Source organism: Streptomyces pseudovenezuelae (assembly GCF_001513955.1).
GTDB lineage: Bacteria > Actinomycetota > Actinomycetes > Streptomycetales > Streptomycetaceae > Streptomyces > Streptomyces pseudovenezuelae.
The window spans coordinates 272754-288836 of record NZ_KQ948146.1; the positions used below are offsets into that span (position 1 = coordinate 272754).

Here is a 16083-nt window from a genome sequence, read left to right on the forward strand (position 1 = left end):
CGGGCGGGTCAGGGGTAAGCGCCCTACGACACAGGGAAGTTCAAGAGTGGAGGACCAATGGTCTGGGCGCCCTCACGTTCGCGAGCGGGGTCAGAAAGCGGCACCGTCAAGAACGAGCGCGCGGCGAAGCCCGCCCGCCCCCGGCGAGATCCGCTCTCCCTCATTGTCCGTTTCGTGGCGATGCTGTTCGCGTTCGTGTTCATGGTGGCGTTCGCCGTCGTCCTGGCCCGGCTGACCCTCGAACCGTCGCCCGCGTCGGTGGATCTGACGCACACCAACCTGCACCCCGGCGCCTCGCTCAAGGCCTATCTGGACCAGCCCGAGATGCGGGACGCCTTCAAGCAGATCGGCGGGAACATCCTGCTGGGCGTCCCGTTCGGCATCCTGGTCCCGATCATCGCCCCGAAGACCCGTGGGCTGCTGCGGATCCTGCTGCTGACGGCCGTGGTGATGCTGCTGGTGGAGTTCGCGCAGGGTGCGCTGGTGGAGGGACGGGCCTTCGACGTGGACGACGTCATCCTGAACACCTCCGGTGCCCTGATCGGCTATCTGCTGCTGGGGCGGCGCATCAGCCGGGCCGTCCACAAGCCCGCGAAGAAGGCGTAGAAGGACCGGGATTCGCCCGACTTCTGGTCTGTACCAAGGTATTGACGACCCCTTACCTCACTCCTTAAATCAAGAGGCGACACCTTCACCCCCCACCTCGAAGGATGAGCCGTGGCCGCCTCACGCCTGCTGCGCGGATGTCTCCTCGCCGCCCTGTCGTCCGTCCTCCTCGTCTCCGGCACCGCGCACGCGGATCCGCCCGCCGTCTCCGCCGCCGCGGTGACGTTCTCCGACACCTTCGACGGGCCCGCCGGAGCCGCGGTCGACTCCTCGAAGTGGCAGATCGAGACCGGCGACAACGTCAACAACCACGAACGGCAGTACTACACGTCGGGCACCAGGAACGCCGCGCTCGACGGCCAGGGACACCTGGTGATCACCGCGCGCAAGGAGAACCCGGCGAACTACCAGTGCTGGTACGGCACCTGCCAGTACACCTCGGCCCGGCTGAACACCTCCGGGAAGTTCACCGCGCAGTACGGGCACGTCGAGGCGCGGATGAAGATCCCGCGCGGGCAGGGTATGTGGCCCGCGTTCTGGATGCTCGGCACGCCCGTCAACTGGCCGGACTCGGGCGAGATCGACATCATGGAGAACGTCGGCTTCGAGCCCTCGACCGTGCACGGCACCCTCCACGGCCCCGGCTACTCCGGCTCGGGCGGCATAGGCGCCGGCTACTCCCTGCCGAACGGGCAGGCCTTCGCGGACGCCTTCCACACCTTCGCCGTCGACTGGGCGCCCGACTCGATCACCTGGTCCGTGGACGGGACGGTCTACCAGCGGCGCACCCCCGCCGACCTGGGCGGCCGCACCTGGGTCTTCAACAAGCCGTTCTTCCTGATCCTCAACCTCGCGGTCGGCGGCTACTGGCCCGGCGACCCGGACGCCTCCACGGCCTTCCCACAGCAACTCGTGGTGGACCATGTGTCGGTCACCACCGGCGACACGGCGACCGGGGCGGCGATCCGGGGTCTGGCCGGCAAGTGCGTGGACGTGGCCGGCGCGAACCCCGCGAACGGGACCGCCGTACAGCTCTACGACTGCAACGGCACCGCCGCCCAGCAGTGGACCGTCGGCTCCGACGGCACGGTCCGCGCGCTCGGCAAGTGTCTGGACGCGGCGGCCGGCGGCACCGCGGACGGGACGGCCGTCCAGCTCTACGACTGCAACGGCTCCGGGGCCCAGCGCTGGACCGTCACGGGCGCACGCGACATCGTCAACCCGCAGGCCGACAAGTGCCTCGACGTGACCGGCAACAACTCGGCCAACGGCACCCGGCTGCAGCTGTGGACCTGCACGGGCGGCGCGAACCAGAAATGGACGGTCGGCTGAGCCCGCGGGTCAGTGCCGGGTCCAGGTGAACTTGTCGCCGCCCACCCAGCGCACCACCTCGGGGTCGTCGAGGTCGTGGACGGTGATGCCGAAGGCGGCGGCCGCCTCCAGCACGTCGGTGACGGCCCTCGCCTCGCCGACCACTTCCCCGTCGATCTCGACGATCCGGAAGGGCGGAGTGGTCGGCTGGACCCCGAGCACGATGATCCGCGGGTGGGCGATGTGCGGGCTCGCGATTTCGGTCATGGAACGAGCGTAGAACGCATCCCGCGGAAGGGAGAGGCGGACACCGTCCGCCGAACGGGGCGAGGACCGCCCTGGTGGTGGCCGCCCTCGCGCACGGTCGGGTCGGCGGGCGGGGCGCGGATGCCGGCGAGCGCGTCCCGGACGGTGCCGGGCTCACCCTCGGAACGCCCGCCCGTCGTGCGGCCTCCGGACGCCTGGGGAACTCTGGAGGTGGAGGTGGCGATGGATCCCGTCGAGGCCCTGGAACGGATCGCCTTCCTGCTGGAGCGGTCCCTGGCACCGACGTACCGCGTCCGTGCCTTCCGTACGGCGGCCCGGGTGCTGACCGGGCTGCCCGCGGACGAGGTGCGCGAGCGCGCGGAGGCCGGCTCGCTGGAGTCACTCAAGGGCATCGGCCCGAAGACGGCACAGGTGGTGCGCGAGGCGCTGGCCGGAGGCGTGCCCGGCTACCTGCGGAAGCTGGAGGAGGAGCCCGCCGCGCCCCGGGCCGAGGGCGGCGAGGAACTGCGGGCGCTGCTGCGCGGCGACTGCCATCTGCACTCCGACTGGTCGGACGGCGGCAGCCCGATCGAGGAGATGGGCCGCACCGCGGCGGAGCTCGGCCACGAGTGGGCGGTGCTGACCGACCACTCGCCCCGGCTGACCGTGGCCCGGGGGCTGTCCCCGGAGCGGCTGCGGGAGCAGCTGGACGTGGTGGCGGCGCTCAACGAGACCTGGGCGCCCTTCCGGCTGCTCACCGGCATCGAGTGCGACATCCTCGACGACGGCTCCCTGGACCAGGAGCCCGAACTCCTGGACCGCCTGGACGTGGTGGTCGTGTCCGTGCACTCCAAGCTGCGCATGGACGCCCATGCGATGACCCGGCGCATGGTGGCCGCCGTACGCGATCCGCACGCGAACGTCCTCGGGCACTGCACGGGACGGCTGGTGACCGGGCGGGGGCGGCCCGAGTCGGAGTTCGACGCGGACGAGGTGTTCGCCGCGTGCGCCGAGTCGGGCACGGCGGTGGAGATCAACAGCCGCCCGGAACGCCTCGACCCGCCCCGCCGGCTGCTGCGCCGGGCGGTCGACGCGGGCGTGCTGTTCTCCGTCGACACCGACGCGCACGCGCCCGGCCAGCTCGACTGGCAGATCCTCGGGTGCGCGCGGGCACAGGAGTGCGGGGTGCCGGCCGAGCGGATCGTGACCACCTGGAACCTCGACGACCTGCTGGCCTGGTCCCGGGACGGCCGGGTGCCGGCGCCCGAGTGACGAGCGCCTGAGGTGGTACCCGTGCGATCCGACAGGAAAGGAGCGGTCCATGGAACGGGCGGCAGTGTTCGACGTCGACGGCACCCTGGTCGACACCAACCATCTGCATGTGACGACCTGGTGGGAGGCGCTGCGTCAGGCGGGCCACCGGGTGCCCATGCACGCCGTCCACCGGGCCATCGGCCTCGGCTCCACCGATCTCGTCGCGCATCTGCTCGGCGAGGACCGAGACAAGGACCAGGACGACGAGCTGAGCGCCGCGCACAAGGCCCTGTACGGGCAGTACTTCGACCGGCTGCCCGCCCTCCAGGACGCGGGCCGGCTGCTGCGGCGGCTGGACCACGAGGGCTGGCGGGTCGTCCTCGCCACCTCGGCGGGCGGGGCCGAGCTGTCCGCGCTGCGCCGGGCGATCTCCGCGGACGACGCGATCATGGCCACCGCGAGCGCCGACGACGTCGAGGAGGGCAAGCCCGCCCCCGAGCCCGTCGAGCACGCGCTGGAGCTGGCCGGGGTGGCCGCCGAGCACGCGGTCTTCGTCGGCGACACCGTCTGGGACATGCAGGCCGGCACCCGGGCGGGCGTGCGCTGTGTGGGCGTCCTGTGCGGCGGCATCCCCCGCGCCGACCTGGAGAAGGCGGGCGCGCAGGCGATCTACGACGATCCGGCCCAGCTGCTGGCATCCCTTGCGGACAGTCCCCTGGCATGACGTGCCCGACCGCACGGAACCCACAGCGCATGACTGATGTGACACAAGCTCCCCGCCGGCAGCCCCGCCCCACACATGCTCTCCGGCAGAAGGCCGGCGCGCTCGGCCGGGCCGCCCGCGCGGCCTGCCGGGGGCCGGGGCGGGAGCGCGATCTGCTCGTGCAGTCGCTCAAGGCCTCGGCCGCCGCGATCCTCGCCTGGCTCGTGGCGGGCGTGTGGATGGGCGACCCGATGGCCCTCATGGCGCCCTGGGTGGCGGTGGTGCTGGTCCAGGCCACCGTGTACAGCTCGCTGGTCCAGGCCGCCCGGCAGCTCGCGGCGATCTGCTGCGGAACCGTGCTGGCGTCGGTGGCGCTGGCCGTCACCGGGAGCACCCTGGGCGCGGTGGCACTGTCCGTGCCGCTGCTGGTGCTCCTCGCGAACCTGCCGCGCTTCGGCGACCAGGGGATCTACGGCGCCACCACCGCGCTGTTCACCCTCTCCACCAGCACGGTCGGGGCGTCCGCCGTCGGCCACCGGGTGGGACAGGCCGCGCTCGGCGCGGTCATCGGTGTCGCGGTGAACGCGTTCGTGTTCCCGCCGGTCCATCTGCGGGACGTACGGGAGAATCTCGCCGCGCTGGCCCGGGAGGCGGGCGACGTCCTGCACACCGTGGCCGGTGATCTGCGCGACGGCGAGTGGGACACCCAGGGCTGGTCGTACGCCTCGGCCCGGCTGGAGCGCCGGCTGGGGGCGCTGCGGTCCGCCCGCGGCTGGAGCCGGGAGAGCCTGCGGCTGACGGCCACCCCGCTGCGTGCCGTACGACGGCCGCCCGCGGCGCTGCCGTCGGAGGAGGACGACGAACGCTGGAGCCGTGTCACCGGGCACATCCGCGCGCTCACCCGCACCCTGACCGTGGCCGCCGACGAGGACCGCGCCCCCGCTCCGCCCGCCGGGCCGGTTCTCGACGCGTACGCCGATCTCCTGCAGCTGATCGGCGACGCCTGCCACGCGGAGGGCGACCGGCTGCTCGCGGCCGGCGGCGCGGCCGGCCCGGACGACCACGCCGAGGCGGCGATGCGGGAGCTGCGCGGTCAGCTCCAGGAGGGGCTGCGGGAGCACGCCGGGCACGGGCCCGAGGGGACGACCGTGCTGGGGACCCTGCTGCTGCAGGCCGAGAACCTGTGGAGCGACACCGTGCCGACCCGTCGGGGCGGGTGACACACCTCACCCGGGAGCACGCCGAACGGCGGAACACCACAGGGTCGTTGCCCGTTGAACAGACCGTGGGTATGGATGGGACAGTGTCCCCGGGCCTCACCTTTTGCCCACAGGGACGATCGTTCGGCTGAAGCCCTGTGGAGCCTTTCGCCGAGAGGCGACCGCCATCCGTACCCACCACTCGACCGCCCCGACCGTGATTCCCCCGTCCGGTCGGGGCTTCCTCCTGTCCGGGCCCGGTGCCCGGCGGGGCGCGCTTGACTTCGAGAGCACTCCAATTCGTAGCGTTCCCGTCATGAGCACTGCACAGCACAAGATCGGTTCGGGGTTCGGCGCCCACAGCACGGCCGACGACGTCCTCGCGGGCGTCGACCTGTCCGGCAAGCTCGCGATCGTCACCGGCGGCTACTCGGGGCTCGGTCTGGAGACCACCCGGGCGCTGACGAAGGCGGGCGCCCGGGTCGTCGTCCCGGCCCGGCGTCCCGACACCGCGTGGAAGGCCCTGGCGGGGCTGGAGGGCGTGGAGCTGGACGAGCTCGACCTCGGTGACCTGGAGAGCGTGCGCGCCTTCGCCGAGCGGTTCCTCGACTCGGGCCGCACGGTCGACTTCGTCATCGACAGCGCCGGGATCATGGCCTGCCCGGAGACCCGCGTCGGGCCCGGCTGGGAGGCCCAGTTCGCGACGAACCACCTCGGGCACTTCGCACTGGTCAACCGCTTGTGGCCGGCCATCGAGCCGGGCGGCGCCCGCGTGGTCTCGGTGTCGTCGCGCGCCCACCACTTCTCCGGGATGCGCTGGGACGACGTCCACTGGCGGACCGGCTACGACAAGTGGCAGGCGTACGGCCAGGCCAAGACGGCGAACGTCCTGTTCGCCGTCCACCTCGACCGGCTCGGCGCCGAGCGCGGGGTGCGGGCCTTCTCGCTCCACCCGGGCGGCATCCTCACCCCGTTGCAGCGCCACCTCCCCAAGGCGGAGATGGTGGAGCGCGGCTGGATCGACGAGCAGGGCAACGCGCTCAACCCCTCCGGCTTCAAGAGCCCGGAGCAGGGCGCGGCCACGCAGGTGTGGGCGGCGACCTCACCCCAGCTGGCCGAGATGGGCGGCGTCTACCTGGAGGACTGCGACATCGCCGAGCCCGCCGTCGACGGCGACCAGAGCGGCGGCGTCAAGGCGTGGGCAACCGACCCGGACCAGGCGGAGCGCCTGTGGACCCTGTCGGCGGAACAGACGGGCGTGAACGCGTTCGCGTGACACGGGAAGGGGGCGGTGCCGGGGACCCTCGGTGGGGGCGGCGCCGGGGGGCAGGGCCCGCTAGACACGGCTGACGCCAACCCCGGGGTCGTGACTCGGTACGGGCTGACGCCCCCGGGACACGACTCACCTTGGGCTGCCCGGCCCCCGGAACACTGCCCGGCGCCCAGCCCTCGGGGCATCGCTCGACGCGGGTGCCCTCCAGAGCCCGAGGGCACCGCCGGCGCCCGGCCCGCCACGCCGCGCGACACAGCCGGCGCCCAGAGCCTCAGGCAGCGCTCACCACTACTGGTCCCCGGACCCCGGGACACCACTCAGCAGGGACGACCCCGATTGCCGGGGCGCCGCTAGGCACGGCTGGCGCCCAGCCCCCGGGGGGCGTCGCTCGACGCGGGTGCCCCTCAAAGCCCGAGGGCAGCGCTCACCACCGCTGGTCCCCGGACCCGGGACACCACTCAGCCCGGCCGCCGCCGACAGCCCGCGGCACGCTAGGCGCGGCTCGGCCGCACAGCTCACGCCGAGAGTTCCGACCCCCGTGCCACCACCCCGTCGGCGCCGAGAGGCTCTGATTCCTCCGGGCGGGGCCGGCGCCAGGGAGCGCCGCTCCCCCTTCGGTATGGCTCCCGAGCGTCGCGGGCCTCGGGGGCGCTACCGCGCGGCGAGTTCCTTCACGCCGTACAGCGCGGCGGGAGCCCCCGTCTCCAGGGCCCAGTAGCGGTCGCCGTAGGACCAGTGCCACCACTCGGTCGGGTAGTTGACCAGGCCCGCCGCGCTGAGGGCCGCGCCCAGCAGGGCACGGTTGGCCTTGGCCTCCTCGGTGATGTTGCCGGCGCCCGTGTAGCAGGCGCCGTCGCTCTCCTCCGGGTTGGCGTTCATGGCGGTGCCCAGGTCGAGTTCGTGGCCGTCGGCGTCGGTGAGGGTGAGGTCGACGGCCGCTCCGGCGCTGTGCGGGGCTATGCCGGGCGGGGAGACATAGCGGCTGGCCGCCGTGTGGATCCGGTCGGCGGACCAGTCGGGGTGGGCGGCGCGCAGTTCGTCCGCGTACTTCTCGAAGTAGTGCCGCTGGAGCGCCGGCGGCCGGTACCCCTCCACGAAGAGCAGGCGCAGCCCGTCGGGCAGCAGGGCCTGCGCCCGGAGCAGCCGGTCGAGGACGCCTTGGCGCAGGTGGACCTCGGCGCCCAGGGAGTCCTCGTGCTTGCGGTCGTCGACGAGGAGGTGGTCGCGGACGTCCACGAGCGGTTCGCCGTTCTCCTCCACGGGGACGGCGGCGACACGGGCGTCGGACATCAGGATGATCTCACTCATGGGGTGATCATCCCGTGGCCGCGGAACCTGCCGTGCACCGCATCCACCGCATCCAACCGGAAACGTGGGAACCGGCGTGGTGCGCCTTCTTTCGCAGGATCCGGAGGCCGGCTCCCGCCGGACCGCGCCGGTGGTGCGCTCGGAAGGGCGGGGTGCCTTCAATCCGGCGGGCGAGCCGCCGGTCGACGCCGAGCTGCTGGGCGAGCTGCTCGGCGATCGCGGCCGCGTGGGGCCTGCGTCTGCTGCCCCCGTCGCCGCATCCGTTCGACGCGGTCCTGCGGCTGCCCCTGACCGACTCCACGCGTGCGCCGACGGAATTCGGCCGGCGTCCGGCGCACACCGCGAGCGAGGTCCAGGCGTCAGCCGGAGGACTCCTCGGCGCCCGGGTGCTCGGGGTGAACGGTGTCCGAGCGCGGCGCGCCCTGTCGGCCGGTCCCCGCCTCGTCGGTGTCCGGGACGTCCTCCGGCTCGTCGGTGCCGGGCTCCTCGTCCGGGACGCTCGCGACCTCCCAGGGGTCCTCGCCCTCGCCCGCCTGCTGGTCCGGCAGATCCCGCGGGACGGGATCGCCGTTCTCGCCCGGTCCTTCGCTGCGGTGGTCCACGGTGTCCTCCGTTCGTGTTGCTGGCGGGGGCGCGAGTACCTCCGCGCAGGTCGGCGAAACGTCAGTGCGGGGAGCGCTCCTCCAGGGCGGCCCGCCAGGCCGGTGCCGGTCCCTCGGGGGCGGGTTCGGGGCGTCGGCCGCCGCGGGCGAAGAAGTCGGCGAGCGGAAGGATGGCCGCGCCCACGGTGACCGCGTCGGGTCCGAGGCGGCCGAGGTCGACGGTGACCTTCTCGGCCGGGTACCGCAGCGCGTACGCCGTCGCGTGGCGTCGTACGGCGGGCAGGAACCGGGCGCCGAGCTGGAGGCCGGCCCAGCCGCCGACGATGATCCGCTCGGGCTGGAAGAGGTTGATCAGGTCGGACAGGCCGGCGCCCAGGTACTCGGCGGTCTCCTCCAGGACCGCCAGCGCCACGGGGTCGCCCGGGGTGTCGTCGGCCGGGTGCGCGGCGGCGAGCATGGCGGCGAGCGCGGTCTCCTCGTCGACGCCCTCGGCCGGCCGGCCGCCCTCCTCGCGCCAGCGCTCCAGCAGCGACTCGGCGCCCGCGTAGGCCTCCAGGCAGCCGAGGGCACCGCAGCGGCAGCGGCGACCCCTGACCCGTACCGTCAGATGCCCCCATTCGACGGCCCGGCCGTGTTCCACCTCGGGCGTCACCAGACAGGCGCCGACGCCGGAGCCGAAGAGGACCACGACGGCGCTGCGGGCACCGCGGCCGCCGCCGAACCACATCTCGGCCTGGCCGAGGGTCTTGGCGCCGTTGTCGATGAAGTAGCGGACGCTGCCGGGCAGCGGCGAGCCGGTGCGCAGCAGTGCCTCCAGCGGGACGGCGTCCCAGCCGATGGTCTGGCCGTGCACGACGGCCCCGCTCTCGGGAGTGTGGGCCACGATGCCGGGCACCCCGATGCCGACGCCGAGCAGTGCCTCGGGCTCGGTCGCGGTACCGGCGAGCACCTCGGCGATGCCGTCGCGGATGTGCCCGACGATGGCCTCGACGTCGTAGCTGCGCTGGGTCAACGGCCGTTCGGCGCGGGCGAGTTCGGTGAGGGTCAGGTCGAACAGCTCGACCCGCACCCTGGTTTCGCCGACGTCGACGCCGATCATGTGGCCGCTGCCGGGCGCCACCCGCAGCAGGGTGCGGGGGCGGCCGCCGTCGGAGTCGACGCTGCCCGCCTCCTCCAGCAGCCCGTCGGCCACCAGGTCGGCGACGACGTTGCTGACCGAGCCGGAGCTGAGCCCGGTGGCCGGGCCGAGTTCGAAGCGGCTTAGGGGTCCGTCGAAGTAGAGGCGCTGCAGTACGGCCGTGCGGTTGGCGCGTCTGAGGTCGCGTACGGTGCGTCCGTTCAAGGCTGTTCAGGCTCCCGTGACCCTGGCGAGGGCCTCGATCTCGTCCAGTGCGGCGACGAGTTCCGGGGCCACCGCCGACTGGACCCAGCGTTCCTTCTCGTCGTCGACCGCCCGGGGGACGGTCTCGGTGAGCATGATCAGGTAGAGGTAGGCACGGTACAGGGCCAGGCGCACCCGGGCCGGGGCGTCGAACTCGGCCCGGCCGCCCGCCTCCCGGTAGCCCGCGAGGAACGCCTCGTCCTTCTTGATGTCCCCCAGCAGCGCCAGGGAGACGAAGTCGGCGAGGGGGTCGCCCCAGAACATCCGCTCCCCGTCGATGAGCCCGCCGATGCGGAGTTCCCCGTCGGCCGGGCGGTGCAGCAGGATGTTCCCGTCCCACAGGTCGAAGTGGACCAGGGCCGCGACCGTGACCTCGTCGAGGGCGGGGAAGCCGTCCCGGAGCGTGCGGGCCACCTGGTCGACGGAGCGCGGCAGCCGTGCCTCGTAGTCCCGGGCATCGTCCAGGATCGCGTCGATCATGGTGGTGAACGCGGTGCGCCAGTCGGGGGCGAGCGGGCCGAGGGCGCCGGAGGGGTAGCCGAAGCCGGGCCCGGTCACCGTGTGCAGCCGCGCGACCTGACGCCCCAACTCCCTTCGCAGCGGCTCCCGTTCGGCTTCGGTGACCGATCCGTCCCAGGGCTCGCCGGGACACGCCGTCATCAGCAGATGGGGTACGGCGGCACGGGCACCCACGGCCACCACGTGCGGTGCCGCGACCTCGGCCTCGGCGGCCGCGCGGTAGAACTCCGCCTCACAGACGAGGAGTTCACGCTCGTAGCGCAGGCCGGGGACGGTGGACGCGGGCGGGACCTTGAGGACGTAGCGGGTGCCGTCCGTGAGGAGGAGCTCGTCGACGGTGTTGTAGGTCCCGCCGCTCAGGGGCCGGACCGCGGCGAGCCGACCGGGGTCGAGGCCGGCGCCCTCCAGCACCTGCCGAGCCCACTCCCAGGAGTCCACCAGCGTCCCGCCCCTTCTCTCACCCCGCGGCGTACACGTCCTCGATGTAGCGCCCGTCCCGCACCAGCTCGTCGAGCCACCGCTCGGCGGCCTTCTCGTCGGCGTCGGGCGTGCGGTCCCGGAACAGCGTACGGAATGCCTCCCGCACGCCGGGTGCCATTCGTGATCCGTCCCCGCAGACGTAGACACGAGCACCGGCCCGCAGAAGTTCCCAGACCTCGTCGGACTCGGCGGCGATGCGGTGCTGCACGAAGCCACCGCCGGGGACCGCACTGAAGGCCGGGCGCAGCCGGACGGCCCCCACCGCCTCGGCGGAGCGCAGTTCGTCGGCGTGCAGGAAGTCGGCGTCCGGGGCGTCGCAGCCGAAGTAGCAGAGCGCGGGTGGCAGGTTTTCGCCCCGGCCCAGGGCGGCGACCCGGTCGGCGACCGCGCCGCGGAAGGGCGCGAGGCCCGTGCCCGCCGAGATCATGACGACCGGGCGGGAGTGGTCGACCCGGAAGGCGTCCCGGCAGGGCTGGATCCGGGCCAGGACGGTGTCCCCGGGCCGGACGTCGGCGAGGTGTCCGGAGCCGGTCCCTCGGTGGGTGCCGTTCCCCGAACGCGCGGGGGCCTCCAGCAGGGAGACCATGAGGTCGACGTGCCCGGGGTCGGTGCTGGGGGACGAGGACACCGAGTAGTGGCGCGGACGCATCGGGGGCAGGAGGACGAGCAGGGCCGGCCAGTCGAGTGCGCCGCGCAGGGCCGGGTGGGTCTCGAAGAGTTCGACGAGGGTGCGGGGGTCGTCCGTCAGGGCCGCGAGCCGGGCCTGTTCCGGCGGGCACGGGTTGGCGGCGGCCAGCGCGGTGAGCTGGTCGGCGGTGGGGCGCTGCCGCAACTCGACGTGGTGGGTGAGCAGTTGGCGCACGGTGAGCGGTCGGTCGACGGCGGGTCCGTCACGGCGCGGACGGGGCACGCGGATGTCCAGGACGGCGTCCAGGTCGACGCCGAGCGCGTCGGCGGCCCGTTCCACGACGGCCTTGTCGTTGACCGGGAGCACGCTGACGTGGTCGGCGGTGCGGTAGGTGACGCCCTCGGGCAGGGCGAGCCGCACGAACCGCTTGAGCCGGGGGTGGCCCGGGGCGGTGAGGTCGCGGGCCTCGGTGACCGTCATCGGGACCAGGGCGTGGCGCTCGGCGAGGGCGCTGAGGGGCCCGCCGGTGAGGACGCGGACTTCATGGTCCGCGCCGGTCCCGGCGGCGGCGTCGGCGCTCGCGTCCGGGTCGCCGTGGCTCTGCAGGAGCCGGGTCCGCAGCCCGGCCGCGAAGGCGCGGACCGTGCCGGTCAGGTCGCCGGAGGCGTCACCGGCGGCGCGGTCCAGGAGCCGGGTGGCGCCCAGTGCGGCGAGGCGGTCGTCGATCCGGGTCGGGAAGTGCTGGTAGGTGGCGGCCCAGTTGCGGTCGCCGACGCCGAGGACGGTGTAGGAGACGCCGGTCAGGTCGTGGGGGCCCTCCAGCCAGGCGGCGAACCGCCGTGCGTCGTCGGTCGGCCGGCCGTTGTAGGAAGCGGCGGTGATGACCACCGGGCGGTCGGTGGGCAGGCCGTCGGCGTACGCGTCCAGGGAGGCGACCTCGGTGTCGCAGCCCACGGCGGCGGCCTCGTCGGCGAGCAGGGCGGCGAAGTCACGGCAGGTGCCGTAGTTGCTGCCGTGCAGGAACAGGGCGCGGGTGCCGGGCAGCACCCGGGCGGGCAGGGCGGTGTCGGTGGCCGGGGCCGGCTCGGTCCGCGGGGCCGCGCCCGGCAGCGAGGGGTGGTCGCGGTCGGCCGCGGTGCGCGCGGTGAGCTTGAGGGTGAAGCCGTCGGGCTTGAGAGTGAGTGTCTCCTTGACCGTCAGGCGGTAGTCGGCGTGGTCGTGCAGGCGGTACCGGTGGACGAGGAGCGCCAGCAGCATGGTGGCCTCGTGGAGGGCGAACTGCCGTCCGATGCAGGCGCGTTCACCGGTGCCGAAGGGCTTGAAGGCGTGCGGGGAGCGGGCGGCCTCCGCCTGGGGCGTGAACCGGGAGGGGTCGAACAGCTCGGGGTTGTCCCCCCACACGGGCTGCCGGTGCAGCATCGGCGCGACGACGGTGAGGACCTGTCCGGTGCGCAGCGGGACACGGCCGCCCAGCAGGGTGTCCTCGCGGGCCTGCCGGCTGAAGGCGGCGGCGGTGGGCCAGAGCCGGAGCGCTTCGTTGAGCACCTGCCGGGTGCAGGTGAGCCGTCCGACCTCGTCGAAGGTCGGCTCCGGGTCCGCGGTGTCGCCCCACAGCGCGTCGACCTCGCGGCGCACGAGGTCGAGCACGGCCGGGTGCTTGGCCAGGTAGTACATCGCGAAGGACATCGCGCCGGAGGTCGTCTCGTGCCCGGCGATCAGGAAGGTGATCACCTGGTTGCGGATGTTGGTGGTGTCGAGCGTGGTGCCGTCGCCGGGGTGCGCGGCCGTGAGCATGAGTCCGAGAAGGTCCTCGAAGCCGCCCCCGCCGGACGCCGAGCGGGCGCTGATCACGTCGTCGACGACCTGCGCCAGATAGTCGGCGTCGGCGCGGAAGGCCTCGTCGGCGGCCGTGTGGTCACCGCCGGGGGTGCGGGCGAGCCGGGTCATGGCCCACTCCAGGCAGCGCACCATGGACTCGACGAAGGGGTGCGGCTCGTCCCGCTCGAAGGAGCCGAAGTCGTAGCCGAATCCGGTGAGTCCGATGGTGTCGAGGGTCATCCGGGTCATGTCGTCGGCGATGTCCACCGGCTGTCCGGTGCGGGCGGCCCGGTCCCAGGAGTCGATCAGCCGCCGCGCGACGCGCAGCATCACCGGGTGGTAGGTGCGCATCGAGCCCATGGCGAAGGCGGGCATCAGGATGTCGTGGGCCTTGGCCCAGTTCGGTTCGTCGTTGTAGGCGGTGAACAGTCCGTCGGCGGCGAACTCCCGGACGTTCTCCAGCGCGGGCCCGATCGCCTTGGCGAACCGGGTCTCGTCGGCGAGTTCGGTGACCAGGTCGAGATCGGCGACGAAGGTCACGTCCCGCCCGTGCAGTCGCCGCACCAGCAGCGGGCCGTGCTCGCGCATCAGCCCCATGACCTGCTGGAGCGGGGCGCGGCCGGGGCCGGTGGCGGAGATGTCGACGACGGGGAGGCCCGTGGGGGTGGTCTGCGCGGTGGGGGGCATGGCGCGACAACTGCCTTTCGCGGTACGGGAGTACTGCGATCCAGACTGGTCCACGGGTCCGGGTCGCCCGCCCGCGCGCCCTACATGATTGTGTAGTACACGTACGCGCGTGGCGCTTGCGCGCGGTGACGGGAGGTGCAGGTGGACGGGTCCGACCGGGCTGCGGTGGTCTGGCGCAACCGTGCCCTGACGCTCTTCGACCGGGTCGCGGTGCCGGTCGCGGTGTGCGATGTGTACGGCGCCGTCCTGCTGGCCAATCCGGCGATGGCCGCGGAGTGCGGGACGACACCGGGGCGCCTGCGCGGCGGGAACGTACTGGAGGTGTTCCGCCCGCAGGAGGCCACACAGGTGCAGCGGATCGCCGAGGCGCTGCGGCTGCGGCACCGGTCGCGCTACCAGGTGTCGGTGTGCTGGCGGGCGCCAGGTGGCGCGGAACGGTTCGGGGAGCTGACGGCGGACCCGGTGAGCGACACGGTCGAGGAGACGCCCTCGCTGCTGGTGATGCTCCGCGTCGAGGGCGAGCGGGAGCACTCCCCCACCGTCCCCGCGCGGGTCGCGCCGGTCGAGGGCCGCATCCTGGAACTGCTCGCCGGGGGCGCCACCACGGCCCGGGCCGCGCGGGAGACGGGGCTGACGACGGACGGGGTCACCTACCACCTGCGGCGGCTGTCGGCACGGTGGGGCGCGGGCAACCGTACGGAGCTGGTCGCGCGGGCCTACGCGCTCGGCGTACTGACCACCGGCGTCTGGCCCCCGGTGGCCTCCCCTGGGTGAGCCGCCCCCTCCGGTGCTCCGAAGCGGGCCAGCGTGTGCCACACCATCTTCAGGTCCTGGAGCCGGTGGCGGCCGGTCCGGGCGGCGTCGCCGATGATCCGGGGATCGACCAGTCCGTCCTCGGCGATGCTCGCGCCCAGCTCGGCGTACTCCCGTCCGCGGTAGTCGGCGTGGCGGTGCAGTGCGGCCACGGTGATCCGGTGGCCGGGGTGCCACTCGACGGGGACGGGCAGCAGCCGTGCCGCGGCCTCGACGGGGGTGTTCCGGTAGCTCGCGTCCAGGACGAGCGCCTCCACATCGCGGGCCAGGTCGACGCCGCCGTGGACCTGGGCCTCGATGTAGTCGTCGAGGGCGTCCCGCTCGTCGGCCTCCGCGAGGGCGATCAGGGACATGCCGGCGGCCACGCCGAAGTGGACCGGCTCGGCCGCGCTGTCGGGGTAGCAGAAGGTGGCGCGGGCGAGCGATTTGCCGGTCAGCCGGAAGTGCGAGGAGCCGAAGCGCGGTGCCGCACCCACGACTTGGCGGCGGAAGTTCAGCGCGCCGTACACGGGCCGGTCATGGGCGTCCGCGTCGTCGTAGGCGCCGCCGAAGATCCGGCTCTCCCAGCGCCACCGGTCGCCGCCGGGGTGCGCGGTCAGGCCGCCGTTGCTCGTGCCGGTGACGAACTGCGAGTGGTACACGCCGTCGCGGGCCAGCGCCTCCAGGAGGGGCACGCCGCGCGCCAGTCGGTCCGGGTGGAAGTTCAGCGTGATGCGCACGTCCGGGGCGACGGGCGGGCCTTGCGACGCCGCCGCCACATGGCTCAGTGCGGCCCGCGCTCGTGCCGACGGGACCGGACTCACCGGCGCCTCCTCGCTCTCGACTCACTCCTGCCTCACCTGATGATCACCCACCGAGGAGGGCGCCCGCACCTCATTTCCTGCCGCGGTTGTCCCGCTGTTCCAGCCACTCGTGGGCGGCCCGCGCCTCCTCCAGGGGTACGACGGTCTCGATCGGCATGCGGTCCCCTCCTGGAGCGGGTCAAGGAGTGCGAGAACCCGAGCTGTTCGCTGCTGTTCCTGGACGACTCGCAGGCCCGCCACAGCCGTTGGTGCTCGATGGACCGCCGCGGAAACCTCGCGAAGATCGCCGGTTGCCGGTCCCGCAGCCGGACGGCCTCGCCAGCTGAAGGGGGATCAGGACGCCGGGGATGCCGGACAGGGGCAGGATGGTAGAGGGCCGTTTCGAGGTCGTCGCCCCACGCCTCTCGCCCCGGACCGGTCGCGGGACGGCCGGTGGCCCGCCGCCGACGGGG

Annotated in this window: 15 protein-coding genes and 1 pseudogene; 9 read left to right on the plus strand and 7 right to left on the minus strand. The window is 73.5% G+C overall.

Features of this window, described 5'->3' with window-relative positions:
- Positions 1-57 precede the first annotated feature (57 nt).
- Both AQI94_RS13370 and AQI94_RS13375 read left to right on the plus strand, forming a co-directional pair.
- The gene (locus AQI94_RS13370; RefSeq protein WP_031046100.1) at positions 58-606 is read left to right on the plus strand and encodes a VanZ family protein; all 549 of its coding nucleotides are present in this window, start codon (positions 58-60) and stop codon (positions 604-606) included.
- A 111-nt stretch (positions 607-717) separates the two neighbouring features.
- Positions 718-1938, plus strand: coding sequence for a glycoside hydrolase family 16 protein (locus AQI94_RS13375; RefSeq protein WP_031046098.1), 1221 nt, complete (start codon positions 718-720; stop codon positions 1936-1938).
- 9 nt (positions 1939-1947) lie between these two features.
- Here AQI94_RS13375 and AQI94_RS13380 read toward each other — a convergent pair whose 3' ends face one another.
- Complete coding sequence (locus tag AQI94_RS13380) at positions 1948-2184, minus strand: hypothetical protein (protein ID WP_020117104.1); 237 nt, start codon at positions 2182-2184, stop codon at positions 1948-1950.
- 222 nt (positions 2185-2406) lie between these two features.
- Between AQI94_RS13380 and AQI94_RS13385 the strand changes: the two genes are divergently transcribed.
- From AQI94_RS13385 to AQI94_RS13400, 4 genes are all read left to right on the plus strand, one after another.
- The gene (locus AQI94_RS13385; protein WP_037942507.1) at positions 2407-3435 is read left to right on the plus strand and encodes a PHP domain-containing protein; all 1029 of its coding nucleotides are present in this window, start codon (positions 2407-2409) and stop codon (positions 3433-3435) included.
- A 49-nt stretch (positions 3436-3484) separates the two neighbouring features.
- Complete coding sequence (locus tag AQI94_RS13390; RefSeq protein ID WP_031046088.1) at positions 3485-4141, plus strand: HAD family hydrolase; 657 nt, start codon at positions 3485-3487, stop codon at positions 4139-4141.
- 29 nt (positions 4142-4170) lie between these two features.
- Positions 4171-5340 carry an FUSC family protein gene (locus AQI94_RS13395; RefSeq protein ID WP_062229739.1) on the plus strand — a complete coding sequence of 390 codons (1170 nt, stop codon included), beginning with the start codon at positions 4171-4173 and terminating at the stop codon, positions 5338-5340.
- A 295-nt stretch (positions 5341-5635) separates the two neighbouring features.
- The gene (locus AQI94_RS13400) at positions 5636-6595 is read left to right on the plus strand and encodes an SDR family NAD(P)-dependent oxidoreductase (protein ID WP_031052425.1); all 960 of its coding nucleotides are present in this window, start codon (positions 5636-5638) and stop codon (positions 6593-6595) included.
- A 648-nt stretch (positions 6596-7243) separates the two neighbouring features.
- Here AQI94_RS13400 and AQI94_RS13405 read toward each other — a convergent pair.
- Positions 7244-7900: a M15 family metallopeptidase gene (locus tag AQI94_RS13405; RefSeq protein WP_031052424.1), complete on the minus strand. Its 657-nt coding sequence runs from the start codon at positions 7898-7900 to the stop codon at positions 7244-7246.
- Between the two features lie 79 nt (positions 7901-7979).
- On the opposite strand from AQI94_RS13405, the pseudogene AQI94_RS45565 reads away from it, so the two are divergent.
- Positions 7980-8253, plus strand: a pseudogene (locus AQI94_RS45565) (NAD-dependent epimerase); the annotation flags it as partial.
- Positions 8254-8259: 6 nt separating this feature from the next.
- Here the strand turns inward: AQI94_RS45565 and AQI94_RS13410 are convergent.
- From AQI94_RS13410 to AQI94_RS13425, 4 genes are all read right to left on the minus strand, one after another.
- Positions 8260-8502, minus strand: coding sequence for a hypothetical protein (locus AQI94_RS13410; protein WP_031052421.1), 243 nt, complete (start codon positions 8500-8502; stop codon positions 8260-8262).
- A 61-nt stretch (positions 8503-8563) separates the two neighbouring features.
- A complete protein-coding gene (locus AQI94_RS13415; RefSeq protein WP_062229740.1) occupies positions 8564-9844 on the minus strand; it encodes an ROK family transcriptional regulator in 1281 nt (426 codons plus the stop codon).
- A 6-nt stretch (positions 9845-9850) separates the two neighbouring features.
- Complete coding sequence (locus tag AQI94_RS13420) at positions 9851-10843, minus strand: phosphotransferase family protein (RefSeq protein ID WP_031053382.1); 993 nt, start codon at positions 10841-10843, stop codon at positions 9851-9853.
- A 16-nt stretch (positions 10844-10859) separates the two neighbouring features.
- Complete coding sequence (locus tag AQI94_RS13425) at positions 10860-14015, minus strand: bifunctional cytochrome P450/NADPH--P450 reductase (RefSeq protein WP_062229741.1); 3156 nt, start codon at positions 14013-14015, stop codon at positions 10860-10862.
- 141 nt (positions 14016-14156) lie between these two features.
- On the opposite strand from AQI94_RS13425, the gene AQI94_RS13430 reads away from it, so the two are divergent.
- The gene (locus AQI94_RS13430; protein ID WP_031038402.1) at positions 14157-14789 is read left to right on the plus strand and encodes a PAS domain S-box protein; all 633 of its coding nucleotides are present in this window, start codon (positions 14157-14159) and stop codon (positions 14787-14789) included.
- On the opposite strand, the gene AQI94_RS13435 is transcribed toward AQI94_RS13430, so the two are convergent.
- A complete protein-coding gene (locus tag AQI94_RS13435; RefSeq protein WP_031038399.1) occupies positions 14732-15631 on the minus strand; it encodes a DUF3626 domain-containing protein in 900 nt (299 codons plus the stop codon). The genes AQI94_RS13430 and AQI94_RS13435 overlap by 58 nt on opposite strands.
- 39 nt (positions 15632-15670) lie before the next feature.
- Between AQI94_RS13435 and AQI94_RS45570 the strand changes: the two genes are divergently transcribed.
- Positions 15671-16003 carry a CGNR zinc finger domain-containing protein gene (locus AQI94_RS45570; protein WP_225890183.1) on the plus strand — a complete coding sequence of 111 codons (333 nt, stop codon included), beginning with the start codon at positions 15671-15673 and terminating at the stop codon, positions 16001-16003.
- Positions 16004-16083: the final 80 nt, after the last annotated feature.